The sequence below is a fragment of the Nocardia sp. NPDC004068 genome (assembly GCF_042874315.1).
Classification (GTDB): Bacteria; Actinomycetota; Actinomycetes; order Mycobacteriales; family Mycobacteriaceae; genus Nocardia.
Window position 1 is genome coordinate 23,492 of record NZ_JBIAMW010000024.1, and the last position, 23,668, is coordinate 47,159.

Annotated in this window: 24 protein-coding genes; 15 read left to right on the forward strand and 9 right to left on the reverse strand. The window is 69.1% G+C overall.

What is annotated here, in order from left to right; all coding sequences use genetic code 11:
* The first annotated feature begins 24 nt into the window (after positions 1–24).
* Both ACFYTQ_RS36060 and ACFYTQ_RS36065 read left to right on the forward strand, forming a co-directional pair.
* The gene (locus tag ACFYTQ_RS36060) at positions 25–681 is read left to right on the forward strand and encodes a HEAT repeat domain-containing protein (protein WP_387370633.1); all 657 of its coding nucleotides are present in this window, start codon (positions 25–27) and stop codon (positions 679–681) included.
* A complete protein-coding gene (locus tag ACFYTQ_RS36065) occupies positions 668–1,672 on the forward strand; it encodes a HEAT repeat domain-containing protein (protein WP_387370635.1) in 1,005 nt (334 codons plus the stop codon). The genes ACFYTQ_RS36060 and ACFYTQ_RS36065 overlap by 14 nt, the downstream gene beginning before the upstream one ends.
* Before the next feature lie 240 nt (positions 1,673–1,912).
* Here the strand turns inward: ACFYTQ_RS36065 and ACFYTQ_RS36070 are convergent, their stop codons facing one another.
* Both ACFYTQ_RS36070 and ACFYTQ_RS36075 read right to left on the reverse strand, forming a co-directional pair.
* Positions 1,913–2,371, reverse strand: coding sequence for a nitroreductase family deazaflavin-dependent oxidoreductase (locus tag ACFYTQ_RS36070; protein WP_387370637.1), 459 nt, complete (start codon positions 2,369–2,371; stop codon positions 1,913–1,915).
* Positions 2,372–2,415: 44 nt separating this feature from the next.
* A complete protein-coding gene (locus ACFYTQ_RS36075) occupies positions 2,416–5,841 on the reverse strand; it encodes a BTAD domain-containing putative transcriptional regulator (protein ID WP_387370639.1) in 3,426 nt (1,141 codons plus the stop codon).
* A 78-nt stretch (positions 5,842–5,919) separates the two neighbouring features.
* Here ACFYTQ_RS36075 and ACFYTQ_RS36080 point away from each other — a divergent pair, with 78 nt between their 5' ends.
* Positions 5,920–6,594, forward strand: coding sequence for a hemerythrin domain-containing protein (locus ACFYTQ_RS36080; RefSeq protein WP_387370641.1), 675 nt, complete (start codon positions 5,920–5,922; stop codon positions 6,592–6,594).
* A gap of 4 nt (positions 6,595–6,598) precedes the next feature.
* Here ACFYTQ_RS36080 and ACFYTQ_RS36085 read toward each other — a convergent pair whose 3' ends face one another.
* The 3 genes from ACFYTQ_RS36085 to ACFYTQ_RS36095 form a co-directional block, all read right to left on the reverse strand.
* Positions 6,599–7,393, reverse strand: coding sequence for an ArsR/SmtB family transcription factor (locus ACFYTQ_RS36085; protein ID WP_387370643.1), 795 nt, complete (start codon positions 7,391–7,393; stop codon positions 6,599–6,601).
* Positions 7,394–7,435: 42 nt separating this feature from the next.
* Positions 7,436–7,783 carry a hypothetical protein gene (locus ACFYTQ_RS36090; RefSeq protein WP_387370645.1) on the reverse strand — a complete coding sequence of 116 codons (348 nt, stop codon included), beginning with the start codon at positions 7,781–7,783 and terminating at the stop codon, positions 7,436–7,438.
* 132 nt (positions 7,784–7,915) lie between these two features.
* On the reverse strand, positions 7,916–8,320 hold the full coding sequence (locus ACFYTQ_RS36095) for a hypothetical protein (protein ID WP_387370647.1): 405 nt from the start codon (positions 8,318–8,320) through the stop codon (positions 7,916–7,918).
* A 148-nt stretch (positions 8,321–8,468) separates the two neighbouring features.
* Between ACFYTQ_RS36095 and ACFYTQ_RS36100 the strand changes: the two genes are divergently transcribed.
* Positions 8,469–8,684 carry a hypothetical protein gene (locus ACFYTQ_RS36100; protein ID WP_387370649.1) on the forward strand — a complete coding sequence of 72 codons (216 nt, stop codon included), beginning with the start codon at positions 8,469–8,471 and terminating at the stop codon, positions 8,682–8,684.
* Positions 8,685–8,713: 29 nt separating this feature from the next.
* Here ACFYTQ_RS36100 and ACFYTQ_RS36105 read toward each other — a convergent pair whose 3' ends face one another.
* Complete coding sequence (locus ACFYTQ_RS36105) at positions 8,714–9,619, reverse strand: helix-turn-helix domain-containing protein (RefSeq protein WP_387370651.1); 906 nt, start codon at positions 9,617–9,619, stop codon at positions 8,714–8,716.
* Positions 9,620–10,437: 818 nt separating this feature from the next.
* Here ACFYTQ_RS36105 and ACFYTQ_RS36110 point away from each other — a divergent pair.
* The 3 genes from ACFYTQ_RS36110 to ACFYTQ_RS36120 all read left to right on the forward strand — a co-directional run bounded on the left by ACFYTQ_RS36110 (position 10,438) and on the right by ACFYTQ_RS36120 (position 12,410).
* A complete protein-coding gene (locus ACFYTQ_RS36110; protein ID WP_387370653.1) occupies positions 10,438–11,316 on the forward strand; it encodes a helix-turn-helix domain-containing protein in 879 nt (292 codons plus the stop codon).
* A gap of 5 nt (positions 11,317–11,321) precedes the next feature.
* Positions 11,322–11,513, forward strand: coding sequence for a DUF397 domain-containing protein (locus ACFYTQ_RS36115; RefSeq protein WP_387370734.1), 192 nt, complete (start codon positions 11,322–11,324; stop codon positions 11,511–11,513).
* Positions 11,514–11,714: 201 nt separating this feature from the next.
* Positions 11,715–12,410, forward strand: coding sequence for an HAD family hydrolase (locus ACFYTQ_RS36120; protein ID WP_387370655.1), 696 nt, complete (start codon positions 11,715–11,717; stop codon positions 12,408–12,410).
* An 80-nt stretch (positions 12,411–12,490) separates the two neighbouring features.
* Here ACFYTQ_RS36120 and ACFYTQ_RS36125 read toward each other — a convergent pair whose 3' ends face one another.
* Positions 12,491–12,910 (reverse strand): hypothetical protein, encoded by a 420-nt coding sequence (locus ACFYTQ_RS36125; protein ID WP_387370657.1) that lies wholly within the window; start codon positions 12,908–12,910, stop codon positions 12,491–12,493.
* Positions 12,911–13,056: 146 nt separating this feature from the next.
* Here ACFYTQ_RS36125 and ACFYTQ_RS36130 point away from each other — a divergent pair, with 146 nt between their 5' ends.
* From ACFYTQ_RS36130 to ACFYTQ_RS36165, 8 genes are all read left to right on the forward strand, one after another.
* Positions 13,057–14,784, forward strand: a complete 1,728-nt coding sequence (locus ACFYTQ_RS36130; RefSeq protein ID WP_387370659.1) for a DUF3556 domain-containing protein — start codon at positions 13,057–13,059, stop codon at positions 14,782–14,784.
* On the forward strand, positions 14,781–17,138 hold the full coding sequence (locus ACFYTQ_RS36135) for an acetyl-CoA acetyltransferase (RefSeq protein WP_387370661.1): 2,358 nt from the start codon (positions 14,781–14,783) through the stop codon (positions 17,136–17,138). The genes ACFYTQ_RS36130 and ACFYTQ_RS36135 overlap by 4 nt, the downstream gene beginning before the upstream one ends.
* Before the next feature lie 216 nt (positions 17,139–17,354).
* Complete coding sequence (locus tag ACFYTQ_RS36140; protein ID WP_387370736.1) at positions 17,355–18,479, forward strand: NERD domain-containing protein; 1,125 nt, start codon at positions 17,355–17,357, stop codon at positions 18,477–18,479.
* A 92-nt stretch (positions 18,480–18,571) separates the two neighbouring features.
* Positions 18,572–19,483, forward strand: coding sequence for a manganese catalase family protein (locus ACFYTQ_RS36145; protein ID WP_387370663.1), 912 nt, complete (start codon positions 18,572–18,574; stop codon positions 19,481–19,483).
* Positions 19,484–19,528: 45 nt separating this feature from the next.
* Positions 19,529–20,329, forward strand: a complete 801-nt coding sequence (locus ACFYTQ_RS36150; protein ID WP_387370665.1) for an SDR family NAD(P)-dependent oxidoreductase — start codon at positions 19,529–19,531, stop codon at positions 20,327–20,329.
* A gap of 9 nt (positions 20,330–20,338) precedes the next feature.
* Positions 20,339–20,779: a DUF421 domain-containing protein gene (locus ACFYTQ_RS36155; RefSeq protein ID WP_387370667.1), complete on the forward strand. Its 441-nt coding sequence runs from the start codon at positions 20,339–20,341 to the stop codon at positions 20,777–20,779.
* A gap of 156 nt (positions 20,780–20,935) precedes the next feature.
* Positions 20,936–21,193, forward strand: coding sequence for a hypothetical protein (locus ACFYTQ_RS36160; RefSeq protein ID WP_387370669.1), 258 nt, complete (start codon positions 20,936–20,938; stop codon positions 21,191–21,193).
* A 66-nt stretch (positions 21,194–21,259) separates the two neighbouring features.
* A complete protein-coding gene (locus ACFYTQ_RS36165; protein WP_387370671.1) occupies positions 21,260–21,616 on the forward strand; it encodes a hypothetical protein in 357 nt (118 codons plus the stop codon).
* Here the strand turns inward: ACFYTQ_RS36165 and ACFYTQ_RS36170 are convergent.
* Together ACFYTQ_RS36170 and ACFYTQ_RS36175 are read right to left on the reverse strand one after the other, a co-directional pair.
* Positions 21,613–22,197 (reverse strand): cysteine hydrolase family protein, encoded by a 585-nt coding sequence (locus ACFYTQ_RS36170; RefSeq protein ID WP_387370673.1) that lies wholly within the window; start codon positions 22,195–22,197, stop codon positions 21,613–21,615. The genes ACFYTQ_RS36165 and ACFYTQ_RS36170 overlap by 4 nt on opposite strands.
* A 27-nt stretch (positions 22,198–22,224) precedes the next feature.
* Positions 22,225–23,601, reverse strand: coding sequence for an MFS transporter (locus ACFYTQ_RS36175; RefSeq protein WP_387370675.1), 1,377 nt, complete (start codon positions 23,599–23,601; stop codon positions 22,225–22,227).
* Positions 23,602–23,668 lie beyond the last annotated feature (67 nt).

Consider the following 23,668-nt stretch of genomic DNA (forward strand, 5'->3'; position numbering starts at 1 on the left):
CACTGGCGGCCGGAGGTGATCATCATGAATTCGGTACTCGAGGCGCTGGCCGCGACGAATTCCTCGACGCGGTTGCGGGCCGCCCTGGCGATCGGGACGCGGCCCGAGCCCGGTTTCCTCGACGCGCTCGTGGACCGGTGCGCGGTCGAACCGGACTTCTTCGTGCGGGACATGCTCACCTGGGCGCTGACCCGGCTCCCGGCCGAGCGCACGGTGCCGCGGCTGCGCGCGGAGCTGCGGTCCGACCGCGCTCAGGCCCGCAGCCAGGCGTTGCATACGCTGTCCAAGATCGGGGATCCGGGTACGTGGCCCGCGATCACGCGGTCGCTGCTGCACGACGCCGACGACCAGGTGGCGCGCAGCGCGTGGCGGGCGGCGGTCGTGCTCGTCCCCGAGGACGAGCGGGCGGCGCTGGCGCGGGAACTGGCGGCCGAGTTCGGGCGCGGGGACCGGGAGACGCGGCTGAGCCTGAGCCGCGCGCTCGTCGCGCTCGGTGAGGTGATCGAGCCGGTGCTGCGAAAAGCCATGGCGGACAACGACTCCGCGGTGGCAGAGCACGCCCGGGCCACCGAACGGCTGTGGCACGATCCGGATGGCGGCTTCGACCTCGCCGTCGACGCGGCGAAACGGGTCGCGGCGCTCGGCCCGGACCGAGAGGAGAGGACCGATGCTGATCGGTGAGGTGGCGCACCGCTCGGGGGTGAGCGCCCGCATGCTGCGGCACTACGACACCCTCGGGCTGGTGCGGCCGACCGGCCGCACCGTGGGCGGCTACCGGGAGTACGCGCCGGAGGACATCCGGCGCATCTTCCACGTCGAGGGGCTGCGCTCGCTCGGGTTGTCGCTGCGCCAGATCGCGCGCGCCCTCGACGATCCCGAATTCGCCCCGGCCGCCCTGGTCGGTGAGCTCATCCGCGACACCGAGGAGCGGTTGCGGCGGGAGCGGGAACTGCTCGAACGCCTGCGCCGGGTCGACGCCGCCGACCCGGCCGGGTGGCCGGACGTGCTGCGCGTGGTGGAGCTGCTGCGCGGGCTCGGATCCACGAATGCCGCACGGCGCCAACAGGTTCTGCTCACCTCGGCCGAGGAGGCGCCGATGCCCGCCGACGTGCTGGCCGAGGCGATCCTCACCGAATCCGACCCCAATGTCGCCGGGGCCCTGCGCTGGGCACTGGCCCGGAGCGGCGACGACGCGGTCGCGAGCCTGTCCCCCGGCCTCACCGCGACCGACGCCGAGGTGCGGCAACGCGCCGCGCTGGCCCTGGCCGAACTGCCCGGCGACGAGTCCACCGCCCTGCTCACCGAGGCACTCGCCGACACCGACCCGGCCGTCCGCCGCACCGCCGCACTCGCCCTCGGCGCACGCGGCGACACCGCCGCGATCCCGACGCTGGTGGCCACCGTCGTCGAGGGCCCGAACGACGTCGAGGCGGCCGAACTACTCGGCACACTGTCCCGAGACCCATTGTGGGCCAACCGAATCCTCACCGCCCTCACCGCCGAACTGGACGCCCACCCCGAACCCCCGATCCGCATCCGCCTCACCCAAGCCCTCGCCGAACTCCCGGGCACCCTGGCCCTGAACACCCTCCGCCGCCTCACCACCGACCCCAACCGAGCCGTCGCCCTGCTCGCCACGTCCCTGGTGTCAGCGCTCAGTCAGGCAGAGTGAGCTGTACCGGCCGAAGGCGACCGCGCTCACCGGGCCGAGTAAGCAGCACCAGCCGAAGCCGACCGCGCTCAGCCGGGCGGAGTGAGCAGCCCTAGCGGAAGGCGAGGGCGCACAAGTGCGCGGAGTGAGCAACACCGGCCGAAGCCGACCGCCCTCAGCCAGGCGGAGTAAGCAGCACCGGCCGAAGGCGACCGCGTTCAGGCGCACGGAGTAAGCAGTACCGGCCGAAGGCGACGGCGCTCAGTCGCGTGGAGTGAGCAGTACCAAAGGAATTCGCCGGGTGGTCCGCGCCTGGTAGGTCCCGTAACCGGGATACGCCTCGAGGACTCGCGGCCACAGCGCGTTCCGCTCGTCCGGGTCGAGGACGCGCGCGGTCATCGGCCGCGTCGGCCCGTGCTGGAACGAGACCTCGACGGCCGGGTCGGCGCGCAGGTTGTGGTACCAGTCCGGGGAGACGTCGCCGCCGCCGCGCGAGGCGACGATCAGGTAGGTGTCGCCGTCCACGACGGGGACGGTCAGAATCACGGTGCGGGGCAAGCCCGTTCGGCGTCCCGTGGTGGTGAGGGCCAGGGTGGGCATCTTCTTGAAGCGGGTGCCGAGGCGGCCGCCGCTGAGGGTGAGCAGTGTGCGGTGGGCGGCGGTCGAGGTCTTCAGGAACAGGTCGGTGGCCGTCCGGCGGCGGCGCGTATCCGTGGTCATGGAGACAACGGTCCGGGTGCGGCTTGTGAGCGACTAGGAGACCGTCAGCGTTCGAGTCGGTCGGTGGCGGCCGCGATCCATATCGGATTCCCGCAACGCCGGGCGACGGCCAGCCCGGCCCGGTAGTGCTCGGCGGCGAGTCCGATGTCCCCCCGCCGGGCGGCCAGATCGCCCAGCACGGTGTCGACCGGTCCGACCGCGTAGGCCCCGGTGTCCGCGCCGCCGAGCCGATCGCGATACGGGAGCAGCTCCGCGTAGACCGCCGCGGCTTCCTCGGCCGTGCCCAACTCGGCGGTGACCATGCCGCGCAGGGTGAGGAAGAACGACCGGAACAGATCGTCCCGCACCGGGCGCGACCGGCGGCGCACCCGCGCGGCCTCGGCGCGGTCACCCGCCCCGAGCAGGGTCAGCACCAGGAAGTCGACGAGGGCGTCGAGGGTCGCCGCGCTGCCCGTGCCCACGAATTCGGCGACCAGCCCGGCCAGTTCGCCGACCCGGCCCTGCTGGAGCCGCACCACGAACATGGCCATGGCCAGAATGCCGCCCGCGTTGAGAATGCCCGCGCGCGTGAGCATTTCGTCGGCACGCAGGTAATGCTGTTCGGCCGCGTCCGGATCGCCGGTGGCGAGCGCGACCAGTCCACGCGCCATCGTGTTGGCCACCTGCGCCTGCCGCCACTGGTAGCGATCGGCGAGCACGGTGGCCGCCTCGAGGTGTTCGACGAGCGCGGGGATGTCGGCGGCGAATCCCGCGGCCTGGATGGCGACGGTGTGTCCGAGCAGCAGGTAGTCCCCGCGCCCGGCGCGCCGCCCGATCTCGATGAGTTCCGCGGCGAGCGGGCCCCGATCGGCGTCGCGGTAGAGCGAGGCGCGGGCCTGCAAGGCGCGGGCGAGCAGGTCGTCGTCGCCGAGTTCGCGGGCCAGGGCCTCGGCCTCGGTGGCGGCCCGCGCCGCCTGTTCGCCCGCCTCGCCACCGATCTCGTCGACCAGGGTGATCAGCAATCGGCAGCGGTCGGCGGGGGTGAGCCCGGGGTGGCGCAGCGCGTCCTCGATCCACCCGATCACGCGGTGTTCGATCACGCCGTACAGGCGATTCATCCACGGGGTCGGGGTGTCCCAGGCGGTGCACGCCCGCACCACCAGATCGGTGCGCCCGGCCTCCTCGGCCAGCGCCGCGGCGCGATCGCGGGCGGTGCGGGCCGCCAGCCCGGCGCCGCCGGAGAGGTGGGCGCGCGCGGCCCGGCACAGCACGGTCACCCGCTCCTCGACGGTATCGACTCCGGTCATCCGCTCGAGCGCCGCGACCGCGCGTTCGTATCCGGCCGCCGCGATGTCGTGAGCGTAGCGCCGCTCGGCGCGTTCGGCGGCGGCCACCGCGTAATCGGCTGCGCACCTTGCCGTTTCGGGAGTCACTGACTCGACGTAATGATGGGCCAGGGCCGCGAGGTCACCGGGATCGATCTCCTCGATGGCGGCCGCGATCCGCCGATGCCAGCGGTCGCGGCGGAGCCGGGACAGATCGCCGAGCAGCGTGTCCCGGACCAGCACATGGGTGAAACGCGCTCGGCCGCTGGCGGGTTCGTCCAACAATCCGGCCAGCACCCCGGCCTCCACCGCGTCCAGCACGTCGTCCTCGGGGACCTCGGCCGCGCGCACCAGCACCGCGATATCGAATTCGCGCCCGATCACCGCGGCCAGTCGCAGCAATGCCACGCCGGTCTCCGGCAGCCGGGAAAGCCTGCGGCGCAGGACATCCCGCACGCCGTCGGGCACCTCGGAGGCCGCGATCACCGCGCCCTCGCTCCGCAGCAACCGTGCGATCTCGGTGAGGTAGAACGGATTCCCGCCGGTGCGCTCGTGCAGAGTTTCCACCACATCCGCCGCCGGTGCGCTGCCGGTGCGAGCGGCGATCAGCCGAGCGCTGTCGTCGATTCCCAAGCCGCGCAATCGGATTCGCGCGCGCACGGTGGTGGCGAGGGATGCGAGCGCCTCGGCCAGCGCGGGCGGTACCTCGTCGGGTCGATACCCGACGACGATCAGCCCCGGCACCCGGGTCGCCACGGCGGCGAGCAGGGCCGCGGTCTCGGTGTCGCCACGATGCGCGTCGTCGAGCAGGATCGCCAGCGGGCCCCCGGCGGCCACCTCGGTGAGATATCCGCACACCGCGCGGTGCAGCAGGAACCGGCCGTGGGCGCCGTCGCCGTCCGGTGTCCCCGCGCCGTCGGTGAGCAGCGGCGCGAGGGCCGGGGCGAATTCGCCCGGGTCGTATTCGCGGGTCAGATCGCGCAGGATCTCCACCCACGGCCAAGCCGACGGGGCGGCGTCGTCCTCGGGACAACGCCCGACCACCACCCGGTGCCCGGACGCGCGCACGGCCGCGCCGAAATGCCGTAGCAGGGTGGACTTTCCGCTGCCCGCCTCACCGACGACGGTCGCCGCACGGGAGCCGGTTCCGGTGGCGGCCTCACGCAGGGCCGCCAATTCCGCTGCGCGCCCGAGCAATTCGTCGTCTGTCTCGGACTGCGTTGGAACGTGAATCCCGCTATCCCCCAACGGTATCCGCTGGGCGCGGCTGTCGCCCTCGAGCTCGACCAGCGCCGATTCCGGATCGATAACGTGGGCGCCGCTATCCCTCAATGGTATCCGCTGGGCGAGGATGTCGGCCTCGGGCTCGACCAGCGCCGGTCTCGAATCGATAACGTGGACGCCCCTGTCCCCCACCGGGATTCGCTGGGCCAGGATGTCGCCCTCGAGCTCGATCAGCGCCGGACCAGGATCGATGCCGAGCTCGTCCGCGAGGACAGCACGCGCCCGCCGCAGCGCCGCCAGCGCGTCGGCCTGACGGCCCGCCCGGTAGCGGGCCAGCGCCGTCAGCCGCCACGCCTCCTCCCGCAGCGGATGCTCCGTGCACAGCACCTCGGCCTCGGCGGCGGCCAGCGCGAACTCCCCCAGGTCGAGCAGGGTGGCGGCGAGCCGCTCCCGGGCGACCAGGCGCAACTCCTCGAGCCGGGCCGCCTCCGCGACGGCCCACGGCTCCGCGGCGAAGGCCGCGTAGGCGGGGCCGCGCCAGCGGGCCAGCGCCCGTTCGAGCACGCGTCGCCGCTCGCGCGGATCCGATTGCCGCCCAGCGGATTCCAGTTCGGCCCCGAACTCCCACGCGTCCACATCCGCGGTGGCCAACCGCACCGCGTACCCCGGGGCCCGGCTGATCAGCACCGTGGCCGGGGCGCGGGGGGCGCGCTCGGGTTCCAGCAGCCGCCGCAGATTCGAGACGTAGGCCTGCAACGCGCCCAGGGCCCGCGGCGGCGGCTCACCCCGCCACAGATCGTCGATCAGGCGGTCGACGGGCACCACCTCACCTCGCGCGACCAGCAGCCGCGCCAGCACGCCGCACTGCCGCGGGCCGCCGAGATCGAGTTCACCACGCTGGTCCGCCGCGGTCAGCGCGCCGAGTACCCGGATCCGAACCATGACCCGCCAAGTCTAAGGACACGGCCCGCGCAGCGCCTTACAAGTGACCCGCAAGCGGCGCGCCGCACAGTCGGAGCCATGCACACCACCACCACCGCGACCGTCCGCCCCGACACCTACGACATGGTCGTCGTCCACAACGCCTTCCGCCGCCACTGCACCGCCCTGCCCGGCCTCGTCGCCGCGGTCGCCCCCGGCGACGTGGCCCGCGCCCGCCGCCTGGTCACCTTCTTCGACGAACTCGGCACCGGCCTGCACAGCCACCACACCGGCGAGGACGAACTCATGTGGCCGATCCTGCTCGACCGCGCGCCCACCGACGCCGGGCTGGTGCTGCGCATGGAGGAACAGCACGAGCGCATCGCCGAACTCACCGACCGCGCCCGGCGCGAGGCGGCCGAATTCGCCACCGCCGCAAACGTTTCCGTGCGCGAGCGCCTCGCGGCCACCCTGCGCGCGCTCGCCGAGGCGCTCGACGAGCACATGGCCGAGGAGGAGCGGCACATCCTGCCCCTGGTCGAGGACGTCATGACCGTTCCGGAGTGGCAGGCGCTCGGCGAACGCGGCCGCGAGCACCTGCCCAAGGACCGGCAGCTGGTCTTCCTCGGCTTCATCCTCCAGGGCGTGCCCGCCGCGGACCGCCGCAAATTCCTCGCCGAGATGCCGCTGCCCGCTCGTCTGGCCTGGCGGTTGCTCGGCCGCCGCGCCTTCGCCAAGGAGTACCGCGAGATCTACCTCAGCGATCCGGAGTGAGCGCTCAGGCGTGCGCGGCCGACATCTCCCACGGCGCCTGCGGCAGCACCTCGCCGGTCTCGAGCAGCGATTTGAGATTGGCCAGCACCGCGGGCCAGCCGCTCGAAATGCCGTGCAGCATCTCGGTATTCGGCAGCTTCTCGTGGGTGACGGTGAGCCGCACGATGTCCTGATGGGGTTCGACGAGGAAGGTGACCACCGAGGGTTCCCGATCCTCGCGCTGCGGGTCCTCGAAGGTGACCACGAGCCGGGTCGGCGGGGTCGACTCGAGCACCTTCCCGACCACGTCGACCGCGCCGGAGCCGTCGACGCGCCGATGCTCCCAGTCCGAACCCGGTTGCCAGTCCGACACATTCGCGTGTCCCCAGTACCGCGCGGTGAGGTCGGCGTCGGTGAGGGCCCGCCAGACCTGCTCGGCGCCGGCGCGGATGTAGGTGACGTAGACGTAGTCGGGCACCACCGGTGTGCTCATGGCGTACTCCTCTGCCTGGTTCTTGATGGCGCGGATCGCGTCCAGCCGGGGCCGGTCGAACTCGGCGATCCAGCGCGCCTGGATGTCGTGAATCGGGGCCGGATTGATGTAGTGCACCCGCTCGCGCCCGCGCCGCAGCACGGTCACCAGCCCGGCGCGCTCGAGGATGTCCAGGTGCTGGGTCACCGACTGCCGGGCCATCGCCACCCGCTCGCACAGCTCACGCAGCGTCTGCCCACTGTGCTCGCGCAACCGGTCCAGCAACAGCCGCCGGGTCGGGTCCGCGAGCGCCTTGAAAACCCCATCGATATCCGGCTCCGCTGACACCACGAAATTATGCAGGTATTTACCTGCATAAGTCAACGGCGCTCAGCCCGCGTGCCGCCGCCCGCCCAGCGCCGCCGCCGTGACCACCCGCACGAGCCGCCCCCCGGCGCGCAGTTCGTACAGCCCGTCGGGCCGATGCTCCTCGGCGGGCACCACCACCAGGGCCACCCGCGGATCCCGGGCGGCGGCCCGGGTCAGCGCCGCCACCGTCTCGCCGTGCGTATTGCGATCGAGAAAGGTTCCGCCCCAATCGAATCCCCACTCGACGGCGCTCACGCGCATCGACGACCCCAGCGCCCAGGGACCGTCCCCGGGCGGAAGATGGCGCGCGTTGATGTAGCCGAGCACAACCAACGCGGGCTCATCCAAGGGCTTGCGCTTCGGGAGCATGGACAACTGCCTTCCAACCCCAACTGTTCGGTCCGGACACGATCGACTGGCCAGACGACGATAGCCGCCGATCCTTCCATCCGGACGAACCGCGTCACCCCTGGTGAAAGGTCACAAAACGAACCGGTCAGATCACTCCTGCGGCCGCCAGGTGGCGACGGCCCAGATGACCACGACGTCGAGGGCGATCACCGCGACCGACCACCACGGGTAGAAGGGCAGCCACAGGAAGTTCGCGAGGATCGACAGCGCCGCGATCCCGATCGCCGCACCCCGCGCCCACGCCGCACCCGTCATCAGACCGAGAGCGCAGACCGCGAGAATCACCCCGAGAACGATATGAACCCAGCCCCACCCCGTGAGATCGAATTTGTACACATAGTCGGGCCCGGTCACGAACAGATCGTCGTTCGCGACCGCCGAGACACCCTGGAGAAACGACAGCACACCCACGGTGAGCAGCAGCACCGCGGCACCGATCGAGGTCCCCGCGGCGATGCCCTGTCGAACCGAATGGTCTTCCGACGTGGTTGCCATAATGTGCTCCTTCCTGATCTCGCGACTGTCGCGCAGCTCGCCCGACCGCGCGTCACCCGAACAGGGTGAGCCGACCGAACTCATCCCGTGCGGATGAGGCGCACCCCCGGCCTCGGCACCAGGCTCACGCCCGAGGAGGTGAACGCCGGTGGCCGATTCCGTCCGATACCAGTTCGTCGTCGAGGGCGAACTGTCCGACCGCGCCTTGGCCGCCTTTCCCGAGCTGAACCGCAGCGAGCGATCGCTGTCGGGTACCACCACTTTGTTCGGGGCGGTGCCTGACAGCAGTGCGGCGCGTGGGGTGCTCGCTCGTATCGACTCATTGGGGTTGACGTTGTTGGAGATGTCGCGGTTGCCGGATTAGCTTGCGGTGCAAGCATTTTCGGCCAGCACTCAGCCGGAGACCGTCGCCGCGATCAGCTCAGCGGTATCCGCGTCACTCAGAGCGACGCGGCGCAACTCGGCAAGGACAGCCATATACGCCTGAACCTCCTCGGTGCGTTCCAGGAACAACTCTCCCGCGTACTCTTCGATGTAGATCACGGGCGGTTGCGTCAGCCGCGTTTTCGGCTGCACCGGAAATTCCAGGAGTGAAAACGAGTTGACCAGCGCACCGATATGGCTTCGCGCATCGAACGGTACGACTCTGATCGAAACATTCGGACGCTTGCCGATTTCGAGAAGAAATCGGCGTTGCTCGTTCATCACTCCGGGCCCGCCCCACTGCTCGCGAATCGCCGCCTCGGACAGCAAGATCTCGGCCGAGAAGGTCTCGTCTTCGATGCGGCGCTGCCGATGCGTCGAGCGTTCCATGCGCGCGGCCACCTGAGTCGCGGGCGCGTTGGGGCACGCCGTCCACGCCACCGCCTGGCGGTAATCCGCGGTCTGCACAACCTCGGGCAGAAGGATCACATGCCACGCGCACAGCCTCTGCGACAGATCACCGATTGTCGAGCGAATATCGATGTCCCCGGGCGCGGAATCCACGCGCGAGCGCCACCACCCGCCCCCGTTTCTCACATAGGTTCGGTGCTCTTTCGCCAGCGCGAGCAACTGTCTACGCGATTTATCGGAAATCCCATAGGCGTCACACAGGGTGTTGACGTAGAGATCGCTCATGGGTTTCGCGTTCACGCCCTCCTCTACACGGGCCATGGTTTGCGGCGAGACACCGAGGAGACGTGCGGCGGCATTCCGGGTGAAGGTGGTCTTTTCTCGATGGATCATCAACTCGCGCCCGAGCGCGCGGCGCGCGATGGTCGAAATAGGCAATTTCAACTGTTCAACCCTTCTGTTCATTCCCCAGCCCCTTTTCGTCACTGCGATGTTCCGCACCCCACCTGTGGGCGCTCCGATTCGCACGTAACCCGTTGGGGCTCAGGGTCGTTCGTCTCCGGTACGGGTGAAGCGCATTCACATGAGGCATCCGATGAAAGTCGCTCGGGCCGTGGGCCTTCGAGTCCGGCGAGGACACGTCTCAAAAGGGCTTCCGTGATCTCGGCAAACCCTTCCGGCGGTGCGAACATACCCGGAATCCGTTGCTGCATAATTTGATTCGTCATACCGCACTCATCCGAGGGCCGTATGACCACACGGTGGTCTGAAACTCCTTCTTGACCTCGTCCCACAACACCCAGAGGCGGGGGAACCGCTCACGGGCTTCGGCCAGGTCCGGAAGGTCTTCTTTCGGGAATCGGACAAGGCCACAGTTCGCCCTAGGAAGCGGCTCGTCAGGCCACCGATACGCCGGGGCGGTTGCGTGGTGGGATCGCCGGAGCACCCACAACACCCGGACCCTCAGCCCTTCCAGCTCCCAGAGCGCGACATCACCCGTGCCAACTTCGGTGCGATGCAACGTCTTCCGATCGGACACCGTTTGAATCAGCATCTCAACCCCTCGGTTGCGCCATCAGCTCGCCGAAGACCTTCATTCGCCGAAAGCCGTCCGCGACCCTGTTTCGTCCAGCTATCGTGGCCCCCACGCGCCGACGGTGGAAGACTCGGAATGAGAGTTCCGCGGGCGCCCGCAAAGTTCCAGCACGTTTCCCAAAATTCACCTAGGCTGATTCTCACGGCGAGAATCAGCGGATGTGCGATCTGAGATACAGGGGGTACGGATGCCGAGGAAAGCAGGCCTCGCAGGTACGACACTTCCGCGACGACGACTCGGCCGCGCGCTTCGCGACGCACGACAGGCACTCGGCCTGACATTGGATCAGGTAGTGGCAGCTGTCGGCGGCAAGGCGTTTTCTCGCGCCACACTGAGCCGCATCGAAAATGGTCAATCCGAAAACGTGAGTGAGATGGAGGTCGAATACCTGTGTAAACAGTATCTCCTGAACGAGGGCAAAACAGAGTACTTGAAGACGCTGGTAGCAATGACAGATGTCAAAGTTTGGTTCGAGGATTCGAAGCATTTGATTGCTCCAGGTTTCGGAACTTACTTGGAATTGGAAGCGTTCGCTTCCGAGTTTTGGTTCTATCAGCCGATACTGGTTCCGGGACTGCTACAGACAGCGGACTATGCTCGTACCTTGGAGACTCGGAATCCAGCTTACGCTGCCAGCACAGTAGAGACTCGCGTTCAGCTTCGAATGCGGCGCTCAGAAATTCTGACACGCGATAAGAACCCGGCCGCCGCCGAGTTCATAATCCACGAGAATGTTCTGTACTCAGGCGTGGGCTCTAATCATGCTATGCGGGAACAGCTCGGTCATATAATCCGGATGGGCCGTCGCCGGAACATTTCTATTCGAGTTCTCCCGTTTTCGAATAGCGCTCCAACAGGCAGCGTCATACCTCCACACATCATCCTGGATTTTCCCGACGATGAGCCGTCAGTGGTGTACACGGAAGCCGCTATAGGCTCGACCACCTTCGAAGATCAAGACCGAGTGGAACGCTTCCGAGCGCTGAACGATATCCTACGAGAGGCATCTCTGGATGAATCCGTGTCCAGAGATCGTATCAAGTTGATAGCAAGGAGATACCAGTAGTGAGCATGGACCTATCCGGCGCGAAGTGGTTTAAATCGTCGTATAGCGGCAGCGCAAACGAGTGCGTAGAAATCGCTCACCTCGCTGAGGGCATGGTCGGCGTCCGTGATTCGAAGAATCCTAATGGCCCTGCGCTCGTGTTCGGCCCTGCGGAGTGGCGCGCTTTTATCTCGACAGTAAGCGGCGCTCCCGAGTAAGAGGTCAGACCAGAGCCGCGCCAAACCCGCTACATCCGCTACATCCGCTACATCCCTGCTAGGGGCCGAAATTACGTGTAGCGGATGTAGCGGGTCCAGCGCTTCCCCGCAATGCTGCCTGGCGCTCATCCCGTACCGGCCGTTACTCGCGGTGTCCGGTATCGAACCGCGCCAGGGTAGGACCAGAGGGGACGGATTCGCATGGGACTGAGGCAAATTCGCGTCCTGGTGCTTTGGGACGTCGACCACACGTTGCTCGAGACGCGGGGCGTCGGCGGCGCCTCGTTCCGGGCCGCTTTCGAGCGAGTCACCGGGTGTCCTGTCCAGCAGATGCCGCACATCACCGGGCGAACGGAACCGGACATCTACCACGCCACCGCACAGTTGCACGGGATCGCTACCCCGCCCCCATTCGACGTGTTCGCCCGGGCGCTTCTGGATGCCTACACGCTTCGACAGAGTGAACTCGCGGAACGCGGTCGGGTACTTCCGGGAGCAAAGGATGCGCTGATGCGTCTGGCCGAGATTCCGAATGTCCACCAGTCCGTGCTCACCGGCAATACGCGCGCGGTCGCACGATTGAAGCTCGAAACTTTCGGTCTCACAACGCATCTCGATCTGGAGTCTGGCGCGTATGGCGATGATGATGGGTTTCGCCCGCCTTTGGTCGCTATCGCCCGATCGCGAGCAGCGAAGCAGAGTGGGACCAGCTTCGATCAGCGCAATACTGTCCTGATCGGTGACAGCCCCGGCGATATCGACACAGCTCGTCGCGGGGGTGCGCGCGTGATCGCCGTTGCGGCTGGGGGTACTCCAGCCTCGGAACTCATGGATGCTGATGCCGTGCTGGGCGACCTTACTGATCTCGATGTGCTCGTGAAGGCATTGCGGGTGTGATGGGCTCCTAGCCCCTGCACTCGCGCTCCGCGAGGCCATAGGGCGTACTACGTGGTGCGCGTGCCCGCACCGAAAATAGATCAGCAGATCGGCGCAGAGTTTCCCTCGAATGTCAGCACCACGCAGAAGGTGCTGGCCGAGACCTTCCAGCTTCCATCGACTCGCACGGCCGAGCCTCGTTGCCCCGACAGAGCCGGTCTGCCGTCGATAACGAGGGTAAAAGTGACCTCCGCGCGGTCGGATTGAGTTTCGGTGACCTGCTCGACGATCGCCGTGCTGCCCTTGACCATCGGAGCGTCGGCCCGCGCCCGGAGGGTGTCGGCGAAGGCCCTGCCGTTCTCGACCAGGTCGATCTTCTCGTCGGTGGGGCTGTGGCCGTCGAAGAAGCGCTGGTAGGTCTCGGCGACCGTGAGGGCGGGCGGGCGTTCGGCGGGGCTGGCACAGGCGGAGATGAGCGCACACGCCAAAAGCGTTGTGCGGGTGGGGAATCGGCGGAGCATCGCGCGGGGTCCCTCGGAGGAGGCGGGGAAGCGGGGTCGGGCGCGAGAGTACCCGCGCGGACCGAATCGGTGAATCCGACATCACCACACTTCTGTAACGTGTTCTAATTCCCTGGTACCCCCATGATCGTCCGACGGAGAGTGTGATGGGATTTGTCGAGCCCGAACTGCCCGTGGTGGATGTGGCGCAGTGGAGCAAGGGCACGCGGAGTGAGCGGATTCGGCCGATGGCCGAGCACTGGGCCCAGGTGGGGTTCGGGACGCCCGTGGTGCTGCATCTGTTCTATGTGGTGAAGATCTGTCTCTACGTTCTCGGGGCGTGGCTGGTCGTGTTGACCACGGACGGGATCGACGGGTTCACGCGGGTCGGGGTGTGGTGGTCGGAGCCGATCGTGTTCGAGAAGGTCGTGCTCTACACGATGCTGTTCGAGGTGGTCGGGCTCGGATGTGGGTTCGGGCCGTTGAACAATCGGTTCTTCCCGCCCATGGGATCGGTTCTGTACTGGTTGCGGGCGGGAACGATACGGCTGCCACCGTGGCCGCGGTACGTGCCGTTCACCTCGGGAGATGGCCGCACGCCGGTGGATGTCGCGCTGTACGCGGCGCTGCTGGTGACACTCGGGTGGGCGTTGGTGGCGGACGGGACCGGGCCGTCGGCGGAGCTGGACAGCGCGGTCGGGCTGCTGCCGTGGTGGCACGTGGCGATCGTGCTCGGCGTGCTCGCGGTGCTGGGGCTGCGCGACAAGGTGATCTTCCTGGCCGCGCGCGGCGAGGTCTACGCGTCGCTGGCGGTGGCGTTCCTGTTCGGCGGGACGGACGCGATCGTGGGCGCGAAGGTCGTCTTCCTCGTCATCTGGATGGGCGCGGCGACCTCCAAACTGAACAAGCACTTCCCGTTCGTGGTGTCGACGATGATGTCCAACAGCCCGGTGGTGCGGCCGCGGTGGCTCAAACGCCGGTTCTTCGAACGCTTTCCGGAGGATCTGCGGCCGGGCCGATTGTCCCGCGTCGTCGCGCACGCCAGTACCGCCGTCGAGATGCTCGTGCCACTGGTGCTGTTCTTTTCCGGCGGCGGCTGGCCGACCGCGGTGGCCGCGATCCTCATGGTGTGCTTCCATCTGGCGATCCTGACCGCCATCCCCATGGGCGTGCCGCTGGAGTGGAACGTCTTCATGATCTTCGGCGTGTTCGCGTTGTTCGTGGCGCATGCCGACATTCGACTCGAGGATCTGCATCGTCCGCTGCTCGTGGCGCTGTTGTTCGTCGTCCTGGCCGGAACCGTCGCCGTGGGAAACCTGTTCCCGCGCAAGGTCTCCTTCCTGCCCGGCATGCGCTACTACGCCGGGAACTGGGACACCACCCTGTGGTGCGTGAAACCCTCGGCCGCCGCGAAGATCGGCACCGGCATCGTGGCCATCGCGAGTATGCCGCAGGCCCAGCTCGAGCGGTACTACGGCAAGGACCGCGCCCAGATCCCGCTGTATCTCGGCTATGCGTTCCGCGCCATGAACACCCACGGCCGCGCGCTGTTCAGCCTCGTGCACCGCGCGCTGCCCGCCGGTCGCCAGGACGAGTACACGATCACCGACGGCGAGCGCATCTGTAGCACCGCGATCGGCTGGAACTTCGGCGACGGCCACATGCACAACGAACAACTCATCGCCGCGATGCAGAAGCGATGCAATTTCGAGCCCGGTGAGGTGCGCGTGATCCTGCTCGACGCGCAGCCCATCCACCGCCAGGAGCAGCGGTATCGGTTGGTGGACGCGGCGACCGGGGAGTTCGAACGCGGTGTGGTGCGGGTGGCCGACATGGTGACCCGGCAGCCGTGGGCCGACGACGTGCCGGTCCACGATGTGAAGGAGACGCGTTGAGCGACAATCGAATTCCGGTCATCGTCGGTGTGGGTCAGGTGTCGGAACGTTTGGACGATCCGGATTACCGCGCGCTGTCGGCGGCCGAACTGGCGGCGCGGGCCGTGCGCGCGGCGGTCGCCGACACCGGCGCGGCGGACGCGGAGATGATCGCCGCGCTCGACACGTTCGTCGCCGTGCGCGCCTTCGACGCGTCGAGCCCGTACGCGCGGGCGGTCCTCGGCGCGCCCGACAATGTGCCGCGCGCGGTCGCCGCCCGGATCGGGGCCCGGCCGCGGCGGGCGATCCTCGGCCCCACCGGCGGGCAGGGGCCGCAACAGTTGGTGACCGAGTTGTGCGAGGCGATCGCGGCCGGAACATCCGACGGCGCGGTGCTTTTCGGCGCTGAGGCGATCTCCACGGTCCGCTCCCTCGCGACCCGTCCGGCCGACGAACGTCCGGATTTCACCGAGCGCGTCGCCGGGTCGCTCGACGACCGCGGTTACGGCATCGAGGGCATGACCCCCGCCCAGGCCGTCCTGCACCAACTGGTGGAGCCGGCGGTGTCTTATACCGTGCTGGACAATGCCCGCCGGGCCCGGCTCGGTGTGTCGCGGGCCGACTACGCGCGGGCGATGGGCGAATTGTTCAGCCGCTTCAGCGCGGTCGCCGCCGCCAATCCCCATGCGGCGTCGCCCATTTCGCGCGACGCGACCGCTTTGATCACCGTGGACGATCGCAATCGGCGCATCACCGACGCCTACACCCGGCTGCTGGTCGCGCGGGAGCAGGTCAATCAGAGCGCGGCGATCGTGCTGGTGTCGTTGGAAACCGCGCGGCGGCTGGGCGTTCCCGAGGACCGGATGGTGTTCCTGCGCGGCCGCGCCGACCTGACCGAGCGCGAACTGTTGCGGCGCCCGGACCTGAGCCGTAGTCCGGCCGCGGTCGCCGCGGTGCGGACCGCGCTCGACATGGCCGGGATCACGCTGGACGACGTCTCGGCGCTGGATCTGTACAGCTGTTTCCCGATCGCGGTGTTCAACATCTGCGACGGGCTCGGCCTGGCTCCCGACGATCCGCGCGGGCTCACCGTCACCGGCGGGCTGCCGTACTTCGGCGGGCCCGGCAACAACTATTCGACCCATGCGATCGCGGAAATCGTTGCGCGCGTGCGGGATCGGCCGGGAAGTCACGGGCTGGTGGTGGCCAACGGCGGGATCCTCAGCAAGCATTCGGTGGGCGTCTACTCGACCGCGGCCGGGCCTTGCGAACCGTCTCGTTCGGCACTCGCGCAGGACGAAATAAACTGCGCGCCAATGGTTCCGGTGGTGTTTCACGCGGACGGCGCGGCGACGATCGAGAGTTACGCGGTCCGCTACGAACGGGACGGCACGCGGGTCGCTGTCGTGGTGGGCCGGCTCGACGACGGCCGCCGGTTCCTCGCCAATCCGGCCGATGACGACCTCGCCGACGCCCTGGCCGGGGACGGTGAGCCGATCGGCACGCGCGTGGTGGTTCGCGCCACCGACGCGGGCAATCGGGTCGCCCGTACCCGGGCCGTACTGGATCAGCGCCTCGGCCGTCCGAACCCGGTGATCCGGGACGACTACGCCCATATCGCCGTCTCGCGCGCCGAGCATGTGCTCGAAGTGGTGATCGATCGGCCCGACAGCGGCAACGCGCTCACCGCGGCGGCGCAGCGCGAGCTCGACGAGATCTTCACCGCCTTCGAGCGCGAGAAGGACCTGTGGGTCGCGATCCTCACCGGCGCGGGTGAGGAAACCTTCTGCACCGGAACGGATTTCGACGAGATCGCGTCGCCGTTGCAGCTGTTGTCCCGCTCCCCCAACGGTTTCGGCGGACTCGCGGCGCGGCGGATGTCCAAACCGATCATCGCCGCGGTGAACGGCCGCGCCGACAGCGGCGGCCTCGAACTCGCCCTCGCCTGTCATCTGATCGTGGCCGACGAGTCCGCGTCGTTCGCCTTGCCGGACACCGCCTTCGGCCAGGCTCCCGGTCCCGGCGTGCTCGCCCGGCTCCCCCGCGCGGTCGGCCGGGCCCTCGCCCACGACATGATCCTCACCGGCCGCCGCCTCGACGCCACCGAGGCCGCCGCCGCGGGATTGGTCGCCCGCACCGCCCCCACCGGCAAGGCCCTGGCCGTCGCCCGCGACATGGCCGCCGACATCGTAGCCCGCTCCCCCATCGCCCTTCGCGCATCACTGACCTTCCTCTCCGAGACCGAGACCACCGATCCAGCCGAAGCGGCAGCCCACCCCGAGCCCCTCCTCGACACCCTCATCCCCCACCACGACCCGGTCGAGGGGCTCGCCGCCCGCCGCCAAGGCCGCGAACCGCGCTGGCGGAACAGCTGAACGCCCCTGCCCGCCCGGACGGAGCTTGGTCCAGCCGCTGGCCGCCCGACCGCAGCCCGGGAACCGCGCTGGCACAACAGCTGAACGCCCCTGCTCGCACCACTCACCCGGATACGCTTGGAGCAGCGCCGGTTTCGGCGTGTTCGCACGAGTAGGGGGTGTGACGGCGTGCTGGTCGTGAATGGTGAGCGCCGTGGGATTCCGCCGACCGAGCGTATGGTGCTGGATTGGCTGCGTGGGTGGAACGGTACGTACAAGATTGTCGGCGTGGCTGTTTCGGGGTGTTATGTGCCCGATCGGCGTGGTGGGACGCGGGCCGACGAGACGGATCTGGTGGTCATCACTCCCGAGGCGTGTGTCGTCGTGGAGGTCAAGGGGATTACCGCACCCGTGGGCGGGATCCTCGACTGTCCTCCCGGTGGGCCGTGGACGCTCGAGGGTTTCGACGGGAGCCCGCTGCACGTCCGCGCGGGCGACCAGAATCCGCTGGACCAGGTGAGCGGCGCGATGTACGGCCTGAAGAACCTCACCAAACGGCTGGGCCTGGAGACCTTCGTATCCGGCCTCGTCCTGATCATGACCCAGCCGGGCCAGGAGATCACCCTGCGCAAGGAGCAATCACGCACCGGCATGGACGTTCTCGTCGCCGACCCCGCCGAACTCCGCGCCTGGTTCCGCCGCGCCGCCCGCCGCAAATCCGTCCGCGGCGCGGAGCAGACCCACGCCCTCCTCGAGGCCCTGAACTTCGGCCGTTCACTCAGCATCGCCGACCTCGTCGCCGAGGGTTTCGGCTCGGAATCCCCTGCGCCGCAACAAGACTGGCCTCTCCAGCCGCCGCACCCCACCGACCAGTCCCCACCCATCACCCGCCTCCCGACCGGCGAACCCTCCCCCCAGATCCCACCTTCCGCCACCGCAAACCCCGATCCGGAACCATCCGCCCACCGCCTGACGAACCCACCCGGCCTGAAATCCACCCCGACCCCCGGCCCCTCACCGAGGGTGACCACCCCCACCGACAACCCCGCCCGCCGCCTGACAACCCCGCCCGGCTTGAGATCCTCCCCACCACCCGAACCCCCGCCGCCCACGACCCCACCCGCCCGCAGCCCAGCCCGCCGCCGCGTCCCGGGATTGCGGGCCGTGGTGGCCGTCGTACTTCTCGCCGTGGTGGCCGTCGTCTTCTGGCTCGTGGTGCACGGCCGCGTCGGAGTCGGCCCCGGCGGTGCGGGTACGACCACACCGGTCACCCCGTCGGTCGTGGAGCAATCCCCCCAACCACCGCAGGCACCCCCACCCCCACGGCCGACCGCGTGTTACCCCTTGCAGCCGAACTGTTGAGCCGACCCTCGACGATCGAACCGCGACCGTTTCGAATTCGCGATCCGAGGTAGCCGGGCCCCGAAGGTTCCAGAGCGGCCAGGAGGTCAGGCGTGTTCCGTCATACCGATCATCTTCAGTTCGACGTCAAGCCGGAGAAGCCGGACCCCGTGTACGCGCGCAAGTTGCAGGAGCTGATCGGTGGCGCCTACGGCGAGATGACGGTGACGATGCAGTACCTGTTCCAGGGCTGGAACTGCCGGATGCCGGGCAAGTACAAGGACCTGATCATGGATGTGGCCACCGAGGAGATCGGCCATGTCGAGATGATCGCCACCATGGTCGCGCGCCTGCTCGAGGGCGCCCCGGCCACCCACGCGACGCAGTCCGCGCTGAACGATCCGGTGATGGCCGCGGTGCTCGGCGGAATGGATCCTCAGCAGGCCATCGTCTCCGGCGGCGGCCCGGTGCTGGCCGATTCCAACGGGGTGCCGTGGAACGGCCGCTACATCGTGGCGAGCGGCAATCTGCTCGCCGACTTCCGGGCCAACGTGGCCGCCGAGGCACAGGGCCGGATCCAGACCGCGCGTCTATATCACATGACCGACGACCCGGGCGTCAAGGACATGCTGAAGTTCAACCTGGCCCGCGACACCTACCACCAGAACATGTGGTTGTCCGCGATCGCGCAGCTGAAGGCGGACGGCGTGGAGGACACGGTCGCGCCGAACGCGCTGTTCGACGAGGAGTACGCCGAACACGCCACCAGTCTGTGGCACCTGTCGGACGGCGCGGCCGCCGATCAGGGCGCGTGGGCGCACGGTACCGCCCCCGACGGGGTGCACGAGAACGGCTTCATCCCGAATCCGGAACCGTTGGGCGAGAAGGCATCCGCACCCGCGCCGGACCCGAAGCTGTACGCGACCTACGACGGTTCGATGGGCAAGCCGCGCTCCACCGCGTTCGGCACCGAGGGCGGTCTGATGGGCAAGATCAAGGACGCCCTCGACCCCGAGAAGCCTTGAGCGACAAGGCGATACGATGCACGGCTCACAGGAGATGAGAGACCCATGACCGACACACCTCCGCTCGCCCTCGTCACCGGCGCGTCCAGCGGTATCGGGTTCGAGATCGCCAAGCAGTTCCAGGTCCGCGGCTACGACCTTGTGGTGGCGGCCGAGGATGTGGCGATCGAGACCGCGGCGGCGGCGCTCGACGGGGGGACCGCGGTTCGTCCGGTTCGGGTGGATCTGCGTACGCCCTCGGGGGTGGAGCAGCTCTACGCGACGGCCGTCGAGGGCGGGCGCAGGCTGGACGCGGCGGCGTTGAACGCGGGCGTGGGGCGCGGTGGGCTGTTCGCCGAGACCGCGCTCGCCGACGAACTCGACATCATCGATCTCAATGTGCGTTCGACCGTGCACCTGAGCAAGCTCGTCGTGCGGGACATGGTCGCGCGGGGCGGGGGCAAGTTGTTGTTCACCGCGTCGATCGCGGCCACGATGCCCGGGCCGCGGCAGGCGGTGTACAACGCGTCCAACTCGTTCGTGTTGTCCTTCGCCGAGGCGCTGCGAGACGAGTTGCGCGACAACGGGATAACGGTCACCGCCCTGCTGCCGGGCCCGACCGACACCGACTTCTTCCGCCGCGCCAAGATGCTCACCACCCGAATCGGCCAGGGCCCCAAGGACGATCCCGCCGCCGTCGCCCGCCAGGGCGTCGAGGCGCTGTTGCGCGACGACCGCAAGGTGGTGGCCGCCTCGGTCGCGGTCAAGGCCGCCGCCCTGATGAACCACGTCCTCCCCGACCCGATCAAGGCCCGGATGAACCGGATCGTCTCGGCCCCGACCGATAGCGACCGCACAGAGGGGTAACCGGTCGCTGTGATCGACTGGGAGGCCCTGTTCGCTCCGCAGACCCCGCCGCTCGAGATGGTGCTGCGGGGCACGGTCATGTACCTCACGCTGTTCGCGCTGCTGCGCGTGGTCCTGAAGCGGGAGACGGGCGCGACCGGTATGACCGATCTGCTGGTGGCGGTCATCGTCGGCTGGTCCTATCTGCTGAATTACGCGGCGTACCGGTGGCATTGGGCCGCCCGGCTGATCCGGCCCGAACCGCTGCGTCTGGTCCGCGACGGCCGCCTGCTCCGTCGCAACATGCGCCAGGAATTGATCACCGAGGCCGAACTCCTGGGCAAGCTGCGCGAACAGGGCATCGACGATCTGACCGACGTCCACCAGGCGTGGATGGAGTCCGACGGCCAGATCAGCCTGATCACCCACTCCCGCGACCAGCATGCGCGCCGCCGGCGCCCCGAACTCTGAGCGGGCGCACGGCTTTCACAGCTCGCGTCCAGTCGGCTTGCAGCCGAGCTCCATCCGCGGCCTCGAAGATCGGGGCGTGGGCCGAGAACGGGCCACCCGAGCCGGACCGGGAATCCGGGTGATGGAGGAATGCGCATGAGGATGAGGGCGAGACTGATGAGCGTCGCCGTGGGCGGCGGAGTGTTGCTGGCCGCGCTGGGCGCCGGGGTGGCGAGCGCGGATCCCGCGCCGGGCCAGCCCGACGGCCCGGGGACCGGGCAGTGCCCGCCGCCGGGCGATCCGCAGGGCCCACCCCCGGGTGATCCACAGGGGCCGCCGCCCGGTGACCACCAGGGTCCTCCGCCCGGTGACCACCAGGGCCCGCCCCCGGGCGACCCCCAAGGCCCGCCGCCGTGCCCCGCGCCCGGCCACTGAGACACGACGCAGCGAAAGGCCCCGCACCCGCGGGGCCTTTCCCGTATCGCCCCTACACTGGACGACATGCTCGAATTCGGTTCGCGGACACGAACTTTGCCGCCACCTCCACATGTGGTGTGGGAGTCGCTGACCGAACCGCGACGTCCGGGCGCGCGCCCCTGGCTCGACTTGCTGGCCGACGAGACCGACCCCGCGGTGCTGACGGCCGTCGCCCCGCACCTGGTCATGTGGTCCTCGCTGTGGCCCGCCCGACCCGACGTCCGGCTGCGCTTCGATCTCGCGCCCGCGGGCGGCGGCACCGCACTGCGCTTCACCCTGCTGACGCCCGGCCCGCCGCCCGACGAGAGCGCGATCGGGCACCTGCGATACCGGGTCAACACCCTGCTGTTCGCGAATCTTCGCTATTCGTACGGCAATTAGCCGAACAGCGCCGCCAGTTCGGCCGTGCCGGTCACCCGGGCCTGCCGGGGGAAGATCCGCTCCACCAGGAACTCGTGCACCTCCGCGTCGCGATCCGCGCAGGCGTCGGCGAGGACGGCCAGCCGGTAGTCGCGGTCGGCGGCGTCGCGGAGGGTGGACAGCACCGCGCCGCTGGTGGCGACCCCGGCCAGGATCAGCGAGTCGATCTCGGCGGCGCGCAGTCGCTCGTCGAGGTCGGTGGTGGTGAACGCGCCGACCCGCGTCTTGCGCACGACGATGTCCTCCGGTTCGGGCGCGATCCGGTCGTGGATCGCGGTGGTCGGCGCGTCGGCGTGCAGGGCGGCGCGGCGTTCGGGGGTGGCGGCGGCCGCCATTGCGCTGGTGGCGGGCATGGTGTCGTAGTCGGCGTCGGTGAAGGCCATGCGCACATAGCCGATCCGGCCGCCGCGCCCGCGCACGTCCGCGATCGCGGCGGCGGCCGCGTCCAGCAGCGCCGGGGCCTGGTCGAGGGAGCCGAGGATGCCCGGCTGGTAGTCCAGCACCAGCAGGGCGGTGCGGCGCGGGTCGAACGCGTCGGGCATGGGAAATCCTTTCGGGGACAACGGTTCTCAGTCGACGGCGAGATGCCGGAGGCTGCGGTCGACGACGGTGACGAGGAAGAACAGGGCCGCCGCGGCGACCATGAACCAGGCCAGGTGATGCAGTCCGGCCGCGCCCGAACCCGGCGTCAGGAAACTGCCGCTGGCCGCCGCCGACCCGATCGCGCCGAGGTAGAAGAACGTGCGCTGCAACCCGGCCGAGGACGCCGTACGCGCAGGATCGGCCTGGTGGTAGACGGCGTTCTGGATGGCGAGCGTGTTCAACCCCTGCGGAACACCCATGACCAGCGCCGCGACCAACGGCAGCCACAGCGGCGTGGCCGGTGTCATGAACAGCAACAGCGAGCACGCCACCAGCTGCCCCGCGCTGCCGACGAGCAGTTTGCTACGAATTCGGTTGCGCCGCCCCGTGATCGCCGAGACCCCGATCGCGGTGAGCGACATCGGCAGCAGCATCAGCCCGGCCACGGTCGGGTTCAGCCCGCGCCCCTCCTCGAGCCATTGCGTGAAGCCGTACAGGAAGCAGTACGCCACGGTGGCCGTCAGCAGCGACCGCAGATAGGTCACCAGCAACGGCACGCTGCTCGCCAACGCCCGGACGTCCAGGAACGGCGAGGCGGCCCGCACCTCCCACCCGGCCAGCGCGACCAGGAGCACGACCGCGAGTGCGGCCGAATACCACTGCGCCGCTTGCGGTTTCATCAGGAACAGCAGCAACGCGACCAGCATCCCCGCGAACAGGACCATGCCCGGCACATCCAGCCCGGCCCGCGCCGTCCGCGGCGCGACCCTCGATTTCGGCAGCCACAGCGCGCCCACGACCAGACAGGCGACCGCCAGCGGGATATTGATGGCGAAGGTCGTGCGCCAGCCGCCGAGGTGGATGAGCAGCCCGCCCAGCGTCGGTCCGATGACGGCGATGGTCTGATTGGCGACGGCCAGCACCGTCATCACCGAGGTCTGCGCCGGGCGCCCGGTGCGGTCGGCCTCACTGCGCAGCAGATGCATAGCGGCGGGATAACCCGCGCAGGTGCCCAGCCCGAGGATCACCCGGGCCAGCACCAGCACCCACAGCGAGGGCGCGGTGACCCCGAGGACGCCGCCGAGCCCGGTGAGCGCGGTCCCCGCGAGGAACAGCGGGCGCGGCCCGAACAGATCGATCAGCCGCCCCATCGCGGGCTGCCCGACCGCCGTCGCCACGTACAGCCCCGACACCAGCCACGCGGTCTGCGCGGGCGGCGCGCCCAACGCAATGCCGATCGGCACCAGCGAGACGGCGAGGATGGAGGTGTTGATCGGGTTCAGGATCGACCCGAGCACCATCGGCAGCAGCAGTTTGCGGTCGAACCCGTCGGGCCGCTCGGCCACGCGCGGTGTGGACTTCACGGCCGCACCGGCCCCGCGTGTGCCGCGTGGTGTGGAGGTCACTTCCGCACCGGCCGCGCGTGCCCCG

Coding starts and splice junctions, on each gene's coding strand:
- ACFYTQ_RS36065 (WP_387370635.1), top strand. CDS start 668: ATGCTGATCGGTGAGGTGGCGCACCGCTCGGGGGTGAGCGCCCGCATG.
- ACFYTQ_RS36110 (WP_387370653.1), top strand. CDS start 10,438: ATGCCGAGGAAAGCAGGCCTCGCAGGTACGACACTTCCGCGACGACGA.
- ACFYTQ_RS36140 (WP_387370736.1), top strand. CDS start 17,355: ATGGTGCTGGATTGGCTGCGTGGGTGGAACGGTACGTACAAGATTGTC.
- ACFYTQ_RS36160 (WP_387370669.1), top strand. CDS start 20,936: ATGAGCGTCGCCGTGGGCGGCGGAGTGTTGCTGGCCGCGCTGGGCGCC.
- ACFYTQ_RS36105 (WP_387370651.1), bottom strand. CDS start 9,619: ATGAACAGAAGGGTTGAACAGTTGAAATTGCCTATTTCGACCATCGCG.
- ACFYTQ_RS36060 (WP_387370633.1), top strand. CDS start 25: ATGAATTCGGTACTCGAGGCGCTGGCCGCGACGAATTCCTCGACGCGG.
- ACFYTQ_RS36165 (WP_387370671.1), top strand. CDS start 21,260: ATGCTCGAATTCGGTTCGCGGACACGAACTTTGCCGCCACCTCCACAT.
- ACFYTQ_RS36070 (WP_387370637.1), bottom strand. CDS start 2,371: ATGACCACGGATACGCGCCGCCGCCGGACGGCCACCGACCTGTTCCTG.
- ACFYTQ_RS36095 (WP_387370647.1), bottom strand. CDS start 8,320: ATGGCAACCACGTCGGAAGACCATTCGGTTCGACAGGGCATCGCCGCG.
- ACFYTQ_RS36120 (WP_387370655.1), top strand. CDS start 11,715: ATGGGACTGAGGCAAATTCGCGTCCTGGTGCTTTGGGACGTCGACCAC.
- ACFYTQ_RS36090 (WP_387370645.1), bottom strand. CDS start 7,783: ATGCTCCCGAAGCGCAAGCCCTTGGATGAGCCCGCGTTGGTTGTGCTC.
- ACFYTQ_RS36075 (WP_387370639.1), bottom strand. CDS start 5,841: ATGGTTCGGATCCGGGTACTCGGCGCGCTGACCGCGGCGGACCAGCGT.
- ACFYTQ_RS36150 (WP_387370665.1), top strand. CDS start 19,529: ATGACCGACACACCTCCGCTCGCCCTCGTCACCGGCGCGTCCAGCGGT.
- ACFYTQ_RS36080 (WP_387370641.1), top strand. CDS start 5,920: ATGCACACCACCACCACCGCGACCGTCCGCCCCGACACCTACGACATG.
- ACFYTQ_RS36115 (WP_387370734.1), top strand. CDS start 11,322: ATGGACCTATCCGGCGCGAAGTGGTTTAAATCGTCGTATAGCGGCAGC.
- ACFYTQ_RS36130 (WP_387370659.1), top strand. CDS start 13,057: ATGGGATTTGTCGAGCCCGAACTGCCCGTGGTGGATGTGGCGCAGTGG.
- ACFYTQ_RS36170 (WP_387370673.1), bottom strand. CDS start 22,197: ATGCCCGACGCGTTCGACCCGCGCCGCACCGCCCTGCTGGTGCTGGAC.
- ACFYTQ_RS36125 (WP_387370657.1), bottom strand. CDS start 12,910: ATGCTCCGCCGATTCCCCACCCGCACAACGCTTTTGGCGTGTGCGCTC.